This is a genomic window from Streptomyces sp. NPDC031497 (assembly GCF_055580905.1).
Genome location: NZ_JBVIKO010000001.1, coordinates 214,087 through 230,895, shown reverse-complemented (window position 1 = coordinate 230,895; position 16,809 = coordinate 214,087). Strand labels below are relative to the sequence as shown.

Annotated in this window: 19 protein-coding genes; 10 read left to right on the top strand and 9 right to left on the bottom strand. The window is 72.4% G+C overall.

The features are described 5' to 3' along the window. Positions 1–174: 174 nt before the first annotated feature. Complete coding sequence (locus ACZ5K7_RS01140; protein WP_468909057.1) at positions 175–1,125, bottom strand: DsbA family oxidoreductase; 951 nt, start codon at positions 1,123–1,125, stop codon at positions 175–177. Continuing rightward, the gene (locus ACZ5K7_RS01135; protein WP_351697705.1) at positions 1,122–1,556 is read right to left on the bottom strand and encodes an RrF2 family transcriptional regulator; all 435 of its coding nucleotides are present in this window, start codon (positions 1,554–1,556) and stop codon (positions 1,122–1,124) included. The genes ACZ5K7_RS01140 and ACZ5K7_RS01135 overlap by 4 nt, the downstream gene beginning before the upstream one ends. 138 nt (positions 1,557–1,694) lie before the next feature. Here ACZ5K7_RS01135 and ACZ5K7_RS01130 point away from each other — a divergent pair, with 138 nt between their 5' ends. The 5 genes from ACZ5K7_RS01130 to ACZ5K7_RS01110 all read left to right on the top strand — a co-directional run bounded on the left by ACZ5K7_RS01130 (position 1,695) and on the right by ACZ5K7_RS01110 (position 6,147). After that, positions 1,695–2,201, top strand: coding sequence for a cupin domain-containing protein (locus ACZ5K7_RS01130; RefSeq protein ID WP_351697708.1), 507 nt, complete (start codon positions 1,695–1,697; stop codon positions 2,199–2,201). Positions 2,202–2,327: 126 nt separating this feature from the next. Further along, complete coding sequence (thiM, locus tag ACZ5K7_RS01125) at positions 2,328–3,107, top strand: hydroxyethylthiazole kinase (RefSeq protein ID WP_468909052.1); 780 nt, start codon at positions 2,328–2,330, stop codon at positions 3,105–3,107. A gap of 40 nt (positions 3,108–3,147) precedes the next feature. Further along, a complete protein-coding gene (locus ACZ5K7_RS01120; protein WP_351697714.1) occupies positions 3,148–4,521 on the top strand; it encodes an LLM class flavin-dependent oxidoreductase in 1,374 nt (457 codons plus the stop codon). After that, complete coding sequence (locus ACZ5K7_RS01115) at positions 4,518–5,402, top strand: sulfurtransferase (RefSeq protein WP_468909049.1); 885 nt, start codon at positions 4,518–4,520, stop codon at positions 5,400–5,402. The genes ACZ5K7_RS01120 and ACZ5K7_RS01115 overlap by 4 nt, the downstream gene beginning before the upstream one ends. Before the next feature lie 91 nt (positions 5,403–5,493). Further along, complete coding sequence (locus ACZ5K7_RS01110; RefSeq protein ID WP_351697720.1) at positions 5,494–6,147, top strand: GntR family transcriptional regulator; 654 nt, start codon at positions 5,494–5,496, stop codon at positions 6,145–6,147. 47 nt (positions 6,148–6,194) lie between these two features. Here the strand turns inward: ACZ5K7_RS01110 and ACZ5K7_RS01105 are convergent, their stop codons facing one another. Together ACZ5K7_RS01105 and ACZ5K7_RS01100 are read right to left on the bottom strand one after the other, a co-directional pair. Then, the gene (locus ACZ5K7_RS01105) at positions 6,195–7,031 is read right to left on the bottom strand and encodes an ATP-grasp domain-containing protein (RefSeq protein ID WP_468909046.1); all 837 of its coding nucleotides are present in this window, start codon (positions 7,029–7,031) and stop codon (positions 6,195–6,197) included. 123 nt (positions 7,032–7,154) lie between these two features. After that, the gene (locus ACZ5K7_RS01100) at positions 7,155–7,625 is read right to left on the bottom strand and encodes a winged helix-turn-helix transcriptional regulator (protein WP_351697726.1); all 471 of its coding nucleotides are present in this window, start codon (positions 7,623–7,625) and stop codon (positions 7,155–7,157) included. Positions 7,626–7,718: 93 nt separating this feature from the next. Between ACZ5K7_RS01100 and ACZ5K7_RS01095 the strand changes: the two genes are divergently transcribed. Then, on the top strand, positions 7,719–8,216 hold the full coding sequence (locus ACZ5K7_RS01095; protein ID WP_351697729.1) for a PaaI family thioesterase: 498 nt from the start codon (positions 7,719–7,721) through the stop codon (positions 8,214–8,216). 99 nt (positions 8,217–8,315) lie between these two features. Here the strand turns inward: ACZ5K7_RS01095 and ACZ5K7_RS01090 are convergent, their stop codons facing one another. Further along, positions 8,316–9,821: an MFS transporter gene (locus ACZ5K7_RS01090; protein ID WP_468909041.1), complete on the bottom strand. Its 1,506-nt coding sequence runs from the start codon at positions 9,819–9,821 to the stop codon at positions 8,316–8,318. 97 nt (positions 9,822–9,918) lie between these two features. On the opposite strand from ACZ5K7_RS01090, the gene ACZ5K7_RS01085 reads away from it, so the two are divergent. Further along, complete coding sequence (locus ACZ5K7_RS01085) at positions 9,919–10,440, top strand: winged helix-turn-helix transcriptional regulator (protein WP_351697735.1); 522 nt, start codon at positions 9,919–9,921, stop codon at positions 10,438–10,440. Between the two features lie 172 nt (positions 10,441–10,612). On the opposite strand, the gene eno is transcribed toward ACZ5K7_RS01085, so the two are convergent. After that, entirely contained in the window at positions 10,613–11,896 is a 1,284-nt protein-coding gene (eno, locus tag ACZ5K7_RS01080; protein ID WP_351697738.1) for a phosphopyruvate hydratase, read from the bottom strand. A 92-nt stretch (positions 11,897–11,988) separates the two neighbouring features. On the opposite strand from eno, the gene ACZ5K7_RS01075 reads away from it, so the two are divergent. Next, positions 11,989–12,930, top strand: a complete 942-nt coding sequence (locus ACZ5K7_RS01075) for a winged helix-turn-helix transcriptional regulator (RefSeq protein WP_468909036.1) — start codon at positions 11,989–11,991, stop codon at positions 12,928–12,930. On the opposite strand, the gene ACZ5K7_RS01070 is transcribed toward ACZ5K7_RS01075, so the two are convergent. Together ACZ5K7_RS01070 and ACZ5K7_RS01065 are read right to left on the bottom strand one after the other, a co-directional pair. After that, on the bottom strand, positions 12,885–13,520 hold the full coding sequence (locus ACZ5K7_RS01070; protein ID WP_351697744.1) for a molybdopterin-dependent oxidoreductase: 636 nt from the start codon (positions 13,518–13,520) through the stop codon (positions 12,885–12,887). The two genes, ACZ5K7_RS01075 and ACZ5K7_RS01070, sit on opposite strands and share 46 nt — an antisense overlap. A 333-nt stretch (positions 13,521–13,853) precedes the next feature. Further along, positions 13,854–14,273 carry a TOBE domain-containing protein gene (locus tag ACZ5K7_RS01065; protein WP_468909033.1) on the bottom strand — a complete coding sequence of 140 codons (420 nt, stop codon included), beginning with the start codon at positions 14,271–14,273 and terminating at the stop codon, positions 13,854–13,856. A 254-nt stretch (positions 14,274–14,527) separates the two neighbouring features. On the opposite strand from ACZ5K7_RS01065, the gene ACZ5K7_RS01060 reads away from it, so the two are divergent. After that, complete coding sequence (locus tag ACZ5K7_RS01060) at positions 14,528–15,217, top strand: M24 family metallopeptidase (protein WP_468909030.1); 690 nt, start codon at positions 14,528–14,530, stop codon at positions 15,215–15,217. 310 nt (positions 15,218–15,527) lie between these two features. On the opposite strand, the gene ACZ5K7_RS01055 is transcribed toward ACZ5K7_RS01060, so the two are convergent. Next, on the bottom strand, positions 15,528–16,493 hold the full coding sequence (locus ACZ5K7_RS01055) for a Rossmann-fold NAD(P)-binding domain-containing protein (RefSeq protein WP_468909027.1): 966 nt from the start codon (positions 16,491–16,493) through the stop codon (positions 15,528–15,530). A 118-nt stretch (positions 16,494–16,611) separates the two neighbouring features. On the opposite strand from ACZ5K7_RS01055, the gene ACZ5K7_RS01050 reads away from it, so the two are divergent. Then, positions 16,612–16,791 (top strand): hypothetical protein, encoded by a 180-nt coding sequence (locus tag ACZ5K7_RS01050; RefSeq protein ID WP_468909025.1) that lies wholly within the window; start codon positions 16,612–16,614, stop codon positions 16,789–16,791. Positions 16,792–16,809 lie beyond the last annotated feature (18 nt).

The window sequence follows — 16,809 nt, the reverse complement described above, 5'->3', positions numbered from 1 at the left end:
GCTGCAGGTGCGCCGCAGGTCCACGTAGCGGCACACCACACCGGGGTGCGTCGTGAGCATGCTGCACATCCTGGGGGCTGCCGCGACCGGCTGTCAATGGACACCAATTGGTGTCTCATTCGGCGGGACGGCCTCTGTCCGCAGATCAGAGGTCCGCCGAGGGGCGGAAGGGGCTCAGCCGGTGACGGCCCGGCGTGCTGACGCTTCGTCAGGATGCAGCCAGAGCGGGCCGTTTCCGGTCTCCACCCGGACGGCGTGCGGCGGCGGCCACGCGCCCTCCGTCAGCAGCGGCCGCTCCGGATCCGTCATGCTCCCGTAACGCTCCAGCGCCGCCGCCGGGGAGAGGATCGCGGGGACCGTCAGCAGCCCCGGACAGAGTTCCTCGAAGGTGGCGGCGTACTCCTCGAAGGGCCGCCAGCCGGGCACCACCCGGTAGTCGCCGGGCGCACGCACCAGCAGGGTCGGCAGCGCGTACCGGTACCCGCCGTCGGCGGTCTCCTTGGCCGCGCCGGGATGCGGCGAACCGCTCGACACGGAACGCACCTCGGGGACGGGCCGGCGTGCCTCGGCACGGTCGGCGCGCACCCGCTCCAGGACCGCGTCGGACGCGGCGTCGGCGGCAAGTCGCTCCATGTCCAGCCCCGGTACGCCCCGGACCGCGGCCAGCGCGAGCGCGGTGGTGTCCGCCGGTTCGCCGAGCACGAAGACGGTCTCCCGCAACCGGCGCAGCGCTCGCTCGGCGACGTCGTCGCCCTGGAGGGCGTTCCGGAAGTCGTCGTTGAGGCCGCCCGTGAGGCCGCCCTGGAGTTCGGCTGCCTTGGCGACCAGCGAGGCGGGCCAGGAACTGGCCGGCATCCGGCTCAGCCGTACCGCCCGGGGAGCCCCGCTGTGCGCGCTGATCTCCTCGACATAGCGTGCGTACCAGGCGGTCTCCGCCGCCGGATCCGGCGGCGGGTCGTCGTCGTCATCGAAGAGGATCGAGTACGCCCGCCGCCAGCGGACCCGGCCGGCCAGCGCCGCCCGCAGCCTGCGGAAGACCGGTTCCGAACCCCACGCCCACGGACACAGCGGGTCGGTGTACTCCACCACCTCGACCGGCGGCGGCAGTTCGGCGGCGCCCGTCACGCGGCGCCCGTCCGGGCCAGTCTCCCGGCCGGTTCGGCGGGCAGCAGCGACATCAGGGTCACCCCGCCCAGGACCGCCGCCGCACCCGCCTCGACCTCGCGCCACACCCCGGGCAGCCCCGCGGCGGGACCGGGATAGTCGAGCCCGGCCAGCGACTCGCCGCGCAGCGTGATCAACTCGCCGTCGACGGCCCGCGTGACGTCCAGCAGAGTGATCTCCTCGGCGGGTCTGCCGAGCCAGTAGCCGCCCTCGCAGCCACGCTGGCTGCGTACCAGGCCCGCTCGGCGCAGCTCACCCACCACGGACTTCAGGAACCGGAACGGGATCTCCTGCGAGGACGCGATCGCCTCACAGGTCAGCGGACGAGCCGGCTCACGGGCGAGCTCCAGCAGCGCCCGGATGCCGTAGTCCGCCTTCGCGGAAATATGCATGCGCACATCATGCCCGAGGAGTCGGCGCGGTGAGCAGCTTCCGGCAGCCCGCTCGCTCTGTTGCGGGAACATTGCCGCAGGTGAAACGCAATGGACACCTCTTGACATCCTTTTCGGGGGCGTCCTAGCGTCCACGTCATGAGCGAGCCGCTGACGACCCCCGGTGAAGGCTTCCATCCGCATCTCCACGACACTCCGGAGCGCCCGGCGGCGCCGCTGAGCACCCGCCTGCACCACATCCGCGCCGACTCCCTGGACGGCGACACCGCCCAGACCGGCGGCATGCGCAGGTTCGCGGCCGTCAGCGGGAAGACGGTCGGTTCCGAGAAGCTGTGGATGGGCCAGACCCATGTGGCGCCCGCGACTTCCTCCTCCGACCATCACCACGGCGAGTCCGAGACCGCCATCTACGTGGTGAGCGGGCACCCCGAGTTCGTCTTCCTCGACGACTCGGGCCCGGAACCGGAGGAGGTGCGGCTGCGCACCTCGCCCGGCGACTACATCTTCGTCCCGCCCTTCGTCCCGCACCGCGAGGAGAACCCGGATCCCGACGACGAGGCGGTGGTCGTCATCGCGCGCAGCACCCAGGAGGCGATCGTCGTCAACCTGCCTGGTCTGTACGCCCTTCCGGCCGACGGGGGATGACGGTCCGGCTCGCGGCGGCGGGTGTTGCAGGTTCGTGAAATGCCGCTCGCGGGCGGCGGACCGGCGCTTTTCGCTGCATACAGTTGCATGCACTACGCCGCATCCGCGCCCTGGAGACACCGCACCATGGAAGAACTCACCTGGCACAGCCCCGCCATCGCCGACGGCATAGCCGCGATCCGCTCCGGCTCGCCGTTCGTCTACGGCCTGACCAACTACGTCGCCGCCAACCTCAGCGCCAACGTGCTGCTGGCCGTCGGCGCGGGCCCCGCCATCGGTGCCGCCGCCGACTTCCCCACCGTCTTCCCGGCCGGCGCCGGCGGGGTCTGGATCAACACGGCGGCGCTCATCAGCAACCCGGCGGAACCCGTCGCCGACGCCGCCCGCACCGCGCACGAGGCCGGTACGCCCTGGGTCCTGGACCCGGTCGCGGTGGGCGCCGGTGCCACCGAGTACGACGCGTTCGTGAAGGGGCTCCTCGACCACCGGCCCACCGTGATCCGCGGCAACGCCAGCGAACTGATCGCCCTCTCCGGCGGTGACAGCACCGGCAAGGGCGTCGAGACCACCGCCTCCTCCACGGACGCGATCGGCGCCGTCGAAGACCTCGCCCGGCAGACCGGCGCCGTCGTCGCGGTCAGCGGCCCCGTCGACTACCTGACCGACGGCACCCGCACCGTCGCCGTCCCCGGCGGAGACGTCCGGCTGACCCAGGTCACCGGCGCCGGATGCAGCCTCGGCGCGCTGATCGCGGGCGCCCTCGCCGTCGTACCCGACACCCTGACGGCCGCCGCCGTCGCCCATGTCGCCTTCGCCACGGCGGCCGAGCGGGCCGGTGCCCGCACCACCGGCACCGGATCCTTCGCGGTCGCCCTGCTCGACGAGCTGTCGCTGCTCGGCACGTGACGGCACCGGACCGCAGGACGTACGACCCCTGGAGCACCCCTTGACCACCGACGAGCCGAACCCCGTCGCCCCGCGCATGCACCTGGCCGCGTTCCTCAACGCCGGGCCCCAGGGCACCGTCGGCTGGCGGCACCCCGACGCGGGTGACGGTTTCCTCACGGCCGCGCACTACACGCACATCGCCCGGGTCCTGGAGGACGCCGGTTTCGACCTGGCCTTCGTACCGGACTCCCTCGCCGTGCCCCGGAGCCTCGGCGACTCCTACGCACCGGCCGTGACGTGGGGAACCGGCACCCCGCGCCTGGACCCGGTGCCCGTCATCACCCTCATGGCGGCGGCCACCCGGCATCTCGGCGTCGCCGCCACCGTCTCCACCGGCTACCAGGAGCCCTTCCACGTCGCCCGCGGCATGGCCACCCTCGACCACCTCATCGGCGGGCGCGCCGGCTGGAACGTGGTCACCAGCTTCCAGGACGCCGAAGCCCAGAACTTCGGCCAGGACAAGCTGCCCGGCCGACAGGCGCGCTACGACCGGGCGGAGGAGTTCCTGGAGGTCACCGCGCGGCTCTGGGACAGCTGGGCCGACGACGCGATCGTCGCCGACAAGGAGAGCGGGATCTTCGGCCGGCCCGAGGCCGTGACGGCCGTGGAGCACCGGGGCGAACGCTTCGCGGTGCGGGGCCCGTTGAGCGTGCCACGGCCGCCCCAGGGCTACCCGGTGATCATCCAGGCGGGCGCCTCCCCGGCCGGCCGGGACTTCGCGGCCCGCTGGGCGGACGTGATCTTCTGCAGCCATGAGTCGCTGGAGTCGGCCGTCGCCTTCTACGCCGACGTCAAGGCCCGAGCCGCCGCCCACGGCCGCGACCCGGATCAGCTCAAGGTGCTCCCGGCCGCGACGACCGTGGTCGGCACCGACCTGCGCGACGCCCTCGCCAAGCACGAGGCGTTCACCGGACTGGTCCACCCCGAGGCGGGGTTGTCCCGGCTCGCCTACCACGTCAACGTCGACCTCACCCGCTACGACCTGGACGGTCCGCTGCCCTCCCTGGCGGAGGTCGGCGTCGAGGGCCACTACCGCGAGGTCGTCGAGTTCGCCGAGCGGGAGCAGCTCAGCGTGCGCGAGATCGGCCGCTGGTACGGCGCCCGGACCGAGGGCAACATGATCGGCTCGCCCTCGGACATCGCCGACACCATGGAGCTGTGGCTGGACCGCGGCGCGGCCGACGGCTTCATGATCCAGGCGACCCATGTCCCCGCCGCCTTCGAGGAGTTCGCCGACCTCGTCGTCCCCGAACTGCGCCGCCGCGGCCTCGTGCGCACCGGCTACGACGGCACCACCCTGCGGGAGAACCTGGGCCTGGCCCGCCCGGAGCGTGGCGAATGGCGCAACCGCGCCGCGAAGGAGCGCTCATGACCCGCCCCACCGTGCTCGTCGACGCCGACTGGCTGCGCCACCGGCTCGACGACGTGATCGTCCTCGACGCCACCGTGGACCGCCGCACCGGCCCCGACGGCGGCAAGGTCTGGGTCAGCGGACTCGCCCTGCACACCGAACGCCGCATCCCCGGCGCCCACTTCGCCGATCTGATGGCCGGCTTCTCGGATCCCTCTGCGCCCTTCCCCTTCACCCGTCCGGCCACCTCCGCGATCGAGGCCCACGCCCGGGAACTCGGCATCCGCGAGGGCTCCACCGTCGTCGTCTACGACCGGCTGACGGGGGCCTGGGCGGCCCGGGTGTGGTGGGTGCTGCGCACCGCCGGCATCACGGGCGTCCATGTCCTCAACGGCGGCCTGACCGCCTGGGAGGCGGCCGGACTGCCCGTCACGGACGGCCGTGAACCGGCTCCGGCCCGCGGGGACGTCGTCGCGCGTCCCGCCCGCGAGGGGTTCGTGGACCTCGCGCGCATGAAGCGCATAGCCGACGGCAGCGACCCCACCCCGGCGGTCTGCGCCCTGCGCCGCCCCGAGTACCTCGGCGACCCCGCCCAGCCCCGCTCGGGGCACATCCCCCGCACGTCGAACCTCCCCTACGCCGACCTCCTCGGACCGGACAACACCCTCTCCGCGGAGCGCACCGAGCGGCTCGCGCGGTCCCACGGGGTGCGCGCCGGCGACGGCACCGTCCTCTACTGCGGCGGGGCGATCAACGCGGCCGGTCTCGCCCTGGCCCTGTACGAGACCGGCATCGACGACGTCCTGCTCTACGACGGCTCGCTCGGCGAGTGGCGGGCCGACCCGGCGCTGCCACTGGTCACCGGTCCGCAGGACGAGGAGACCGGCCGCCCCGCCCGATGACCCGGGGCGGCAGCCGTCCCGGGCATGCGGCATGATCCGGGCGGCGGGCCCGCGAGGTGTCTCGCAGGCCGACCGCGCGATGAGGAAACGGATGAAGAGCACACGGGACACGATCTACGACGAGCTACGTCACCGGCTCACCCACGGCCACTACCCGCAGGACGCCTCCCTGGTCCCGCTCGCGCTGAGCGAGGAGTTCGCGGTGTCACGTACCCCGGTCCGCGAGGCGCTGGCCCTGCTGGAACAGGACGGCCTCCTGGTGGGCACCCGGCGCGGCTTCGCCCTGCGGCAGCGGTCGGACGAGGAGATGCTCGAACTCTTCGAACTGCGGGCCGTGCTGGACGCCATGACCGCCTCGGCCGCCGCCCGGCGGCGCAGCCCGGTGGACCTGGCCCGGCTGGACGCCCTGGTGGCGCAGGCGGGTTCGCTGGACGACCCGGCGGAGATCCGCCGCAGCCTCAACGAGTGGCACGACACGGTGCGTTCGGCCGCCCACAACTCCACCGTGACCTCGCTGCTGCACACCGTGGACGCCCAGGTGAAGACGAGCGCGCCATGGCGGACCGTGACCGTCGACGACACCTTCGACGCGACCCTCGCCGAACACCGCGCGATCACCGAGGCGATACGCGACCAGGACGCGGAGGCGGCCCGGCTGCGCATGCTCGCCCACCACGAACACGACCGGGACACCCGCATCCGGCAGCGGGTACGGCGGGACGAGCGGGGAGCCGCCCTGCCATAAGCCGGCCGGCGGCTCCCGCGGAACGGCCCCGCCTCCTCGGACACGGCTCAGGTGCGAGGACCGGACTCCAGGAAGTGGTGGAGGGAGGCGGTCATCCGGGTGACGAAGGCGTCGCGGGTCAGGTCGGCGACGAGGTCGAGGGACAGATACGGGTTCAGGTCCTCCAGCTCGACCAGGAGAAGGGCGCCCTCCCGGGTCCGGCAGGCGTCCACGCGCTGGATGCCGTGGTCGAGCGTGTTCCAGTCGATGAAACGCCGGGCGAAGGCGAGATCGGCCGCGGAGGGCTCGTACGGTTCGAGGGCCCAGCGGCGGCCGGGGTCGGGGGCGTGCAGCGCGTACTGGAAGGCGTCATCGACGTAGTAGAAGGACACCTCGTAGCGGAAGTCGATGCGTGGCTGGACCAGGATGTCGCCGTAGGCGAGGTCGGCCAGCCGGTCCCGGGCCACGAAGGTCAGGCCTATGGAGTCCGCTCCCGCCCTGGGCTTGACCGCGTACTGGTCGCTCTCGGGCAGGCGGTCCAGATACTGCGGCCGGTCGATGGTGGGGATGACCGGGTAGCCGGCCGCGGTCAGGTCCAGGAGATACCCCTTGCCGGCCATGTCGGCCCGGCCGTCCAGCGGGTTGTAGACCCGGATGCCGTCCGCCCTGGCCCGGTCGCGGAAAGCGTCGTACTCCCGCTGGTAGTGGAGTACCGGACCGCTGTTGCGGACCACGACCGCGTCGAAGCGGTCCATCAGGGCCGCGGCGTCGAGCGGATGGCACAGGGCGATGTCGAAGTCCCCGCGGAGCCGGGCGGTCAGGAAGACGTCCTCGTCGCCGTACCGACGCCCGCGGGCCGGGTAGGCGAGGTCGGTCACGTACAGCAGGCTCGGGCGGGCGGACATGGTGCTTCTCCTCGGCCGGTGGTCACGCGTGCGGTCAGCCGATGGTGGCACGCTGCCGGCGGGAAGCCGTGCCGCCCCCTCGATCCGGTCGCCGTCCGGATCCGGGCGTCGCGGCGAAGCGGCTCACGACCGGCGGCGGGCGCCCGGACCCAGCCGGGCGGTGACCTCCCCCGGGGCGAGGGCGGCGTGCTCCTCGGAGCACTGGACGACGACGCGGACCGGCGCCTCGCAGCCGGTGTGGCGGATGTCCAGCGGGGGGCTCTCCCCGGGGCCAAGCGCGTATGTCTCGCCCCACTGGGTCAGTGCCATGAGGACGGGCCACAGGTCCCAGCCCTTGCGGGTCAGCCGGTACTCGTTGCGGGCGCGGCTGCCGGGCTCCCGGTAGGGGACGGTCTTCAGGACGCCGGCCGAGATCAGCTTCCTCAGGCGGTCGCTGAGGACCGCCTCCGACAGGCCGATATGCCGGTGGAAGTCGTCGAAGCGGCGGACCCCGTTGACGGCGTCACGCAGGATCAGCAGCGTCCATTTCTCTCCGACCACGTCGAGCGTGCGCTGGACGGGGCAGTTCTCCGTGCTCGCCTCAAGCCACTCCATGGCCCCATGGTAGAGGCCTGACTTCGTCATTGACAGTCAGGTGAGCGAGAAGCTAGCTTCATTTGGAAAAGTCAGAGGGAAGGGCACGGAGCTGTGGGACGGACACGTACGTATCAGTGGGACGATCCCGCGGTCCTGGCGGAGGCCGCCGGACGCATGGCCGGTATCGACTTCCTGCGCGAGCTGCAGGCGGGCCGGCTGCCGAGCTCGCCCATCAACCACACCGTCGACTTCGCCCTGGACGAGGTCGAGCCCGGACGGGCGGTCTTCTCCCTGACGCCGGGCGAGGAGCACTACAACCCGATCGGCAGCGTGCACGGCGGCATCTTCGCCGTCCTGCTGGACTCGGCCGCGGGATGCGCCGTGCAGTCCACTCTCCCGCAGGGCATGGCGTACACCTCCCTCGACCTGACCGTGAAGTTCCTGCGCCGCATCACCGTGGAGACCGGCACGGTGCGCGCCATCGGCACGGTGGTCAGCAAGGGCCGTCAAACCGCCCTCGCACAGGCGCAGTTGGTCGACGGGACGGACCGGCTGCTCGCCCATGCCACCAGCAGCTGCATGCTCTTCCCGGTACCGCCCCCGCGCTGAGCCGCGAGCCGCGAGCCCCCGGCGCGCCGGGGGCTCACCCGCCCCGGGGTGGCCCCAGGGCGTGCGACACCGTTCCCTCGGCTCCTTCGCCGCCCGGCCTCAGAGGCCGGGCGCCCCCTCGGGTGCGCTGTACTCCGGCCTCTGTCCGGCTGTTCCGGTGTCCGCGTCGGCCCGGCGGCGGCTCGGTGTCCACAGGAGGGCGCCGGAGGCCAGGCCGAGGGCGGCGAGGAGCCACCAGACCCGGTGGAAGGAGTCGACGGCGCCGGCCGCGGTGGGCGTGCCGAGGACGGCGACGAAGAGGCTGATGCCGAGGACCGCGCCGAGCTGGCGGAGGCTCGCGTTGATCGCCGAACCGAGCGCGAACCGCCCCGGCGGCAGTCCCTGGACGGCGGCTCCGGACTGCACGGGCAGGGTGAGCCCGACACCGAGCCCGGTGAGCAGCGCCGCGGGCAGCCAGTGGGTGGTCCAGTGCGGCGTGGCGCCGGCGAAGACCGCGGTGAGGGCGAGGCCGGCCGTCCAGAAGAGGGCGCCGAAGGTGAGCACCCGGCGGGCCCCGTAGGCGTGGGAGAGGCGGCTGGCGGTGCGTGCCACGGCGGTGACCACCAGCGGGCTCGGCGCGGTGGCGAGGGCGGCGCGCAGCACCGAGTAGTGCCACACCGTCTGCAGGAAGATGATGTTGCTGAGCAGCATGCCGTAGAAGGCGGCCGCGAACACCAGAGTCGCCGCGTTGACCAGCCGGAACTGCCGGACCCGGAAGAGCGCGAAGTCCATCACGGGCTGTGCGGTGGCACGGTCGCGCAGGACGAAGGCCGGGAGCAGCAGCGCGGCGAGCACGAAGGCGCCGATCACCCGTGGGTCGGACCAGCCCCAGTTCGGGCCCTCGATGATGCCGAGGCTCAGCGCGGCGGGCATCGCGGCGATCAGCAGGACGCCGAGCGGGTCGGGCAGGCCGTGGGCGTGCGGGTCGCGGGCCTCGCGCAGCAGACGCAGGCCGAAGAAGGCGATCACCGCGCAGATCGGCACGTTGACCAGGAAGATCCAGCGCCAGGAGGCGTACTGGGTCAGCAGGGCGCCCAGGGTGGGGCCGAGTGCGGCGGCCGCCGCGCCCATGGAGCCCCAGGTGCCGATCGCGACCGGCCGCTTGGCCGCCGGGAACTCCGGGAGGATCAGGGACAGCGACGTCGGAGTGACCAGGGCGGCGAACGCCGCTTGCAGGGCCCGTCCCGCGATGAGCATGCCGGCGTTCGGCGCCAGCCCGCACAGGGCGCTCATCGCCGCGAAGCCGGTGATGCCGATGAGGAAGACCCGCTTGCGCCCGTAACGGTCGGCGAGCCGGCCGGCCGGGATGAGGACGGCCGCGAAGACCAGGCTGTAGGCGTTGAGCACCCACGCCAGATGACCGGCCGTGGCGTGGAAGCTGCGGCCGATGGTCTCGAAGGCGACATTGACGATCGTGGTGTCGAGGAACACCACGAACGCCCCGAGGCTGCTCAGCGTCAGCACCCGCAGCGCGTGCCGGCGGGCGGCCGCGTCCTGGACCGGCTCCTCCGGCGTCGTCGTCGGCCCGGCAGGCGCGGCGGTGGAGGCCCCCTCGGGTACGGCCATGTTGTCCCCACTTGTGAGTTTGATTTTCCTACTGACTGGACGCGACGCTACCCCGAGTGGGTCGTGAAACACAACCAACTAGGGGTAACGTGGGCTCATGGACGTACAAGCGCACCAGGCCGGGGAGTCGCAGACGGAAGGCGCCGGGGGCGTCACCGAGCCGCTGACCTCGGTCATGGCGGGCATGCCGGCGGGCGTGCGCCCCTGCTCGATCGCCGCCGCGCTGGGGATCGTCGGCGAGCGGTGGTCGCTGCTCGCGCTACGGGAGATGTCCTACGGCGTGCACCGCTTCGCGAAGATCGCCGGCTACACGGGCGCACCGCGCGACATCCTCGCCGACCGGCTGCGCAAACTCGAAGCGGCGGGCGTGATCGAGCGGCGGCAGTACAGCGAGCACCCTCCCCGCCACGAGTACCACCTGACGCAGGCGGGACAGGAGCTCTTCCCCGTCATGATCGGCCTGCTGCAATGGGGCGACAGGTGGGCGGTGGACACCCCCGCCGTCGCCTTCCGGCACGAGTGCGGGCATCCCCTGCGGATGGAATCCGGGTGCCGGCACTGCCAGGGAGAGATCACCCCGGAGTCCCTCTCCCTGCGGCCGCGCGACGCGCACTCCTGACGCCGGCCGACCGGCTCGCCGTTCGAATCGCGTCGTACCGCCGACGCGACGCCGGGCCGGGGGAGTCCGGAGCGGGACCGTTGCCGGGCAGGGTGCCGTAGGCCGTAGGCGCGGCCGCTTCGGGCGCCCGTCAGGGGGCCGCTCACCACGGGCCGGGTCGGCGGCGGCCGGGTCAGCGGCGCAGTCCGAGGGCCTCTCGCCCCGCGTAGCGTGCTTGCGCCCCCAGTTCCTCCTCGATCCGGAAGAGCTGGTTGTACTTGGCGGTGCGGTCCGAACGGGACAGCGAGCCGGTCTTGATCTGGCCGCAGCCCGTGGCGACGGCGAGGTCGGCGATCGTCGTGTCCTCGGTCTCGCCCGAGCGATGGGACATGACGACCGTGTACCCGGCGCGGTGGGCGGTGGTGACCGTGGCCAGCGTCTCCGTGAGGGTGCCGATCTGATTGACCTTCACCAGGACGGAGTTGGCGATGCCGTCGCGGATACCGGCCCGCAGCAGCGTCTCGTTGGTGCAGAAGACGTCGTCGCCGGTGAGCTGGCAGCGGTCGCCGAGCCGGGCGGTCAGGTCGCGCCAGCCGGCGTGGTCGTCCTCGGCCATCGGGTCCTCGACGGAGGCCACGGGGTAACGGTCGACGAGGGCGGCGAGGTAGTCGGCGTGTTCGGCGGGGGTACGGCGGACGCCCTCGCCCGTGTAGTCGTAGCCGCCGTCGTGGAAGAACTCCGAGCTGGCCGGGTCCATGACGAGCGTGATGTCGGTGCCGGGCTTGTAGCCGGTCTGTTCGATGGCGCGGACGACGAAGTCCAGGGCCTCGTCGGCGGTGCGCAGGTCGGGGGCGAAGCCGCCCTCGTCGCCGACGTTGACGCTGTGGCCGGCGGCCAGCAGGTTGCCGCGCAGGGTGTGGAAGACCTCCGAGCCCATGCGGACCGCCTCGGCGAAGGTGGCCGCACCGATGGGCGCGATCATGAACTCCTGGAAGTCGAGCGGATTGTCGGCGTGGGCACCGCCGTTGACGATGTTCATCATCGGCACCGGCAGCAGACGGGCGTCGACGCCGCCGACGTAGCGGTACAGCGGCTGCCGGTGGGCGGCCGCGGCGGCCTTGGCGGTGGCCAGGGAGACGCCGAGCAGGGCGTTGGCGCCGAGCCGCGACTTGGTCTCCGTGCCGTCCAGCTCGATCATCGTGCGGTCGACGGTCGCCTGGTCCTCGGCGTCCAGTCCGGTCACCGCGTCCGCGATGCTCTCGTTCACGGCGTCGACGGCGCGCCGGACTCCCCTGCCGTGGAAGCGGGTCGGGTCGCCGTCGCGCAGTTCGACCGCTTCGCGGGCGCCGGTGGAGGCTCCGGAGGGGACGGCGGCGCGGCCCAGTGAGCCGTCCTCGAGTTCCACGTCGACCTCGACCGTGGGGTTGCCCCGGCTGTCGATGATCTCGCGGGCGACGACCCGGCTGATGGCGGTCACGATGCACTCCTCACGCTGGGCCCGTGCGCTGACGGGCGGTAAGTTCCATCGAGAAACAAAGTGAGTCCCGAAAGGGAACTTACTATGGGTCCATGAGGATGCACAACGCTGACGAGACCTGCGGGACCGCCCAGGCCGCCATGGTCCTGGGGGACTGGTGGAATGTTCTGGTGCTGCGCGAGGTCGCCCGCGGCCATGTCCGCTTCGACGCGCTGGCCGCCGAGATCGGCCTGTCCCGCAAGGTGCTCACCGAGCGTCTCGGCAGGCTCGTCGCCCACGGTGTCCTGCACCGCAGCCTCTACCAACGGCGGCCGGTGCGCTACGAGTACCTGCTCACCGACGCCGGTGCCGGGCTGCTGCCGTTGCTCGTCGCGATGCAGGACTGGGGTGACCGCTGGGTCCTGGGTGACGGCAGCCTCACCGCGACGGCGGCGGCGGACGGTGCCGAACACGCCCGCGTGCACGCCCTGGTCGGCACCCGCCTGCCCGACGGCCTCGAACTGCCTGCCGCGCAGGGCACCGACGTGCCCCTGGTCTCCCCGGACGCCCCGGCGACCGTGCTGTTCACCTACCCCGGCACCGGCGTCGCATGGGGCGAGCCGCCGATCCCCGGCGCCGCCGGCTGCACGCTGGAGAACCGGCTCTTCCGGGACGCCTGGCCCGAATTCCGGAAGGCGGGCGTGGAGATACGCGGAATCAGCACCCAACTCGGCCACGAACAGGCGGAGTTCGCCCGCGCCGAAGAGGTCCCGTACCCCCTGCTCTCCGACGCCGCCCACCGACTGGCGGCGGCCCTGCGGTTGCCGACCTTCCGCGGCGCGGGCCGGCTGCGCCACAAGCGCCTGATCCTGGTCGTCGACGCCGAACGGACCGTACGGCACACGCTGTTCTCGGTCGAGGACATCCCGCATGCGGTCGCGGAGAGTCTGCGACTGGCGGGGAACCGCGCTGACGCGGGCGGGAGCCGACCGGGCGCGGGCGGGCGAGGTCAGGGAGCCGCGGGAGCCGGCCCGTCCGCTTCCGCTTCCTGGTAGGAGTAGCGCTGCTCCTTCCATGCCTCGGCGGTGTTGTGGTAGCCGCGTTCCTCCCAGAAGCCGCGCCGGTCGGCGGTCATGTACTCGATGCCGCGCAGCCACTTCGGGCTCTTGTAGCCGTACAGGTGGGGCACGACCAGGCGGAGCGGGAAGCCGTGTTCGGCGGTGAGGGGCTCGCCGTTGTGGTGGGTTGCCATGAGGGTGTGCGGCGAGGTGAAGTCGCTGAGGCGCAGGTTGGCGGAGAAGCCGTACTCCGCCCAGGCCATGACGTGGGTGACCCCGGGGGCGGGCGGGACCCGGTCCAGGACGGTGCCGGCGGGGATGCCGTACCACTCGTGGCCGGTGGAGGTGGGGCCGCTCGCGCAGTGCAGGTCGGCGACGACCGTGACGTGGGGGAGGGTGGCCAGGTCGTCGAAGTGCCACTCGTGGGTCCCGCCCGAGGCGGTGGCGCCGAAGACCCGCAGGTTCCAGCGCTCGGGGCGGAAGCGGGGGACCGGACCGTAGTGCGAGACCGGCCAGCCGTGCACCAGGCGCTGGCCGGGAGGGATCCGGCCGGGGACCTCGGCCGTGCCTGGTCGGTCGCTTGTCATGCGGGTTCCCTCTCCTCACCGGTGTCCTGGCCACGGCTGCCTACCCTGTGCAGGGTAGGCGCTCACCCGGAGTGCGGCCGGACCGGGGCGCGGCGGGTGTCCGCAGGTGGGCCCTCACGGCCATGCCTCCACGGCACCCCGGCCCACCAGGAGGTTTCCCCGGCGCCGACGCCCGGAACGGGGAGGGCAGCGATCGTGCGCGGGCCGGCGGACATGGCGATGCGGTGGCCGGCACAGGGCCGTAGGGGTGTACTCGCCCGGCCCGTTCACCGAGCAGGGCTTCGGCCCGCGGCGGGTCCGACCGGGCGGGGGCCTGACGAGGTACGACCGGCGTCATCCGGTCGCGAGGGACACCTCGGTCGACTTGATCAGCGCCACGACCGGCGAACCGGCCGTCAGACCGAGGTCGGCGACCGCGTCCTTGGTGATCGCCGAGGTGAGCTCGCCGCCGTCGACGGTGACCTTGACCGTGGCCATCGCCCCGCCCACGGCGACATCGCTGACCGTGCCGGGCAGCCGGTTGCGGATGGACAGCCCCGTCACGGGGCCGGTGGCGAGGGCGACCTCGGTGGACTTCATCATGGCCCGGACGGCCGCCCCCTCGGCGAGCCCCAGGTCCTTGACCGCCTCCAGGGTGATCGCGGCGGTGAGGTCCTGGCCGCCGTCCAGGCGTACCTTCACGGTCGCCATCACCTCGCCGGCGGTGACGGCGGTGACAGTGCCGGGGATCTGATTGCGGATGCTCAGGCTCATGACGGGACGCCTCACAGAAGGGTGGACTGGGATGAATTGCCATGCTTTGTATGGGTCGTGAATCCACAAACTAGCCGCTTGCGCAACGCCCGTTGTGCTCCCCGTCGCATCCGCCACCCGCGTACCCGTCCGGCCCTGGCAAATCCGAGAGGGCCGTACGCCATCGGTGCCGCGCTCGCCGTGGCGCGGTCGACCCGGCAGGTGCAGTTCAATTTGATTGACTCACGAGTGCAGCCAAACGTACCTTCCCTGCTATGGCTCATGATGAACCCACACGGGCGGCCCGACTGCTGGACGCCCAGGCCAAGGCCGAACGGCTCTTCGCCGAGATGGAGAAGCGGGGGCTGGTGGCGCCGGGCGAGGGAGAGCGGGCGGTCAGCGACCGCGTCCGTGACCTGGCGAACGAACTCTTCGGTACGACCCGGCACTGGCACAAGCGGATCGTGCGCTCGGGCCCGAACACACTCAAGCCGTATCGGGAGAACCCGCCGGACCGCCTGATCGGCACGGACGACATCGTGTTCGCCGACTTCGGGCCGATCTTCGAGGAGTACGAGGCCGACTTCGGACGGACCTTCGTCCTCGGCGACGACCCGGAAAAACGACGGCTCCGCGACGACCTGGCGAAGGTCTTCGCCGCCGGCAAGCGGTTCTTCGAGGCCGATCCGGACATCACCGGGAAGCGGCTGTACGCCGAGGTGGAGCGGCTGGCCACCGAGGCCGGCTGGGAGCTGGGCGGCTGGCACGCCGGCCACCTGGTCGGCGAGTTCCCGCACGAGAAGATCGACGGCGCGGACACCGAGTCGTACATCGCACCCGCCAACGACACGCCTCTGCGCCGCGCCGACAAGGCGGGCCGTACCTGCCACTGGATCCTGGAGATCCATCTCGTCGACCGGCAGCGGGAGTTCGGCGGCTTCTACGAGGAGCTCCTCACCCTCTGATCCGGCCCGGGCGGCGTCCGGGCAGGGCGCGCCGCGTCAGCGGTCCCGGAGGCCGGAGTGCGGTACCCGCTCGCCGGCCTCGCCCGTCACCCGGTTCCGGCCAGTCCGCTGAGTGTGTCCCGTACCCGGCGGCGTTCGGCGGCGCCGGCGCGCTCCGCCGTTCCCCGGTGGGTGTGTCGTCGGCTCGCGGCGCGCACCTGCCGAGGCCCTCCAGCGCCCGGGCCTCCTCGAGTGGGATCCGGCCGGTGCGGGCGAAGCGTAGGCCCGGCCCGCCCGTCCGTCACCGGCGGTCGCGGAGTGGGGGCCGCGGTCACTGTTGCAGCGGAGCCGGTCGGCCGTCGGCCAGTGCGCGGTCCAGGAGGGCCTCGGATTCCGTCAGGAAGCGCAGTGCGTAGTCCTTGTCGAAGCCCCGCGAGGGCCGGATGGGGTCGCCGTTGCGCCCGAACAGGTCGCCGCTGCGGCCTTCGAGGTCCGGAGCGAACAGGAGAGGGACCATGCGCCGGGCGTAGCTCTCCGCGGACTGGGCGAGGAGACCGATGAGGGTTTCGGTCACCCGGTGGACCCCGGTGCCGTCGCCGAGGAAGTTGGCCCGGATGTCGGTCCTGATGACAGCGGGGGCCATGCCGAAGAAGGCCGGCCCGGGGAAGCGGCTGTCACCCGCGAGGGCCAGCGCCTCGTTCCCCGCGACCGTGTTGCCGTGGGCCTTCATGGCCTTGTAGTCGCCTTCGGTGTTCAGGTCGGTGATCGTGCCGAGTTCGCCCCAGCCGGGCGAGCCCATGACGAACACCCGCGGGCGGAAGGACTTCTCGGTCCTCCCCGACCCGAGCCGGCCCGCGAGTTCCCGCAGGACGGCGAGCCGGCTGAGGAAGCTGACGGCCATGTCCCGCTCCAGGCCCTCGGCGGTCTCCTCACGGACCCTGCCGGCGAAGGTGCCGGTGGTCAGCAGGAGAAGATCGCTGTCCTCGACCGGCAGCTCCCGCCCCAGCCTGACGGCCTCCCGCATGGAGGACAGGTCGGCGGGTACGAACGACAGCCGTACCGAAGGAGGCTCCCGGAACGTGCGGCCGACCACCGTCACCCGGGCGCCACGCGAGACGGCCGCCGAGGCGATGGCGCGTCCCAGTCCGGCCGTCCCGCCGACCACCACCAGCTTCCTGCCGGTCAGGTCGAGTTGCTCGACGGGGGCCAGGTGCAGACGCAGACCGCGGTCGCGCCTCGGCGGCCTCATCCGGCCCGGCGCGATCTCCGTCTTCGGCTGTGCGTTTGCTGTGGCCACGATGACTCCTTCGGGAAGGTCCCGCTGTAAGTGCTTGACGAAGCAATCGCATGCTAGCAATTGGGGACATACTTCGCCGTCACTCTCGGGGCCGAACGCGGCGGCCGACACGGCACGGGTGCGTGCCACACTCGACCAGGACCACGAGCCGCAGCGGCGGGTGGGCGAACTCCCCACCACCGCCGCCGACACCGTCACCACCGCGACCGGAATCCTGCCCCCGACAGGAATCGCCGAGCTCGTCGGCACGATTCGCCGGGGTGGACAGCAGCCCGGTCGCCGCGTGGCGGAGTGTTGACGAGACCTCCCCCACGCG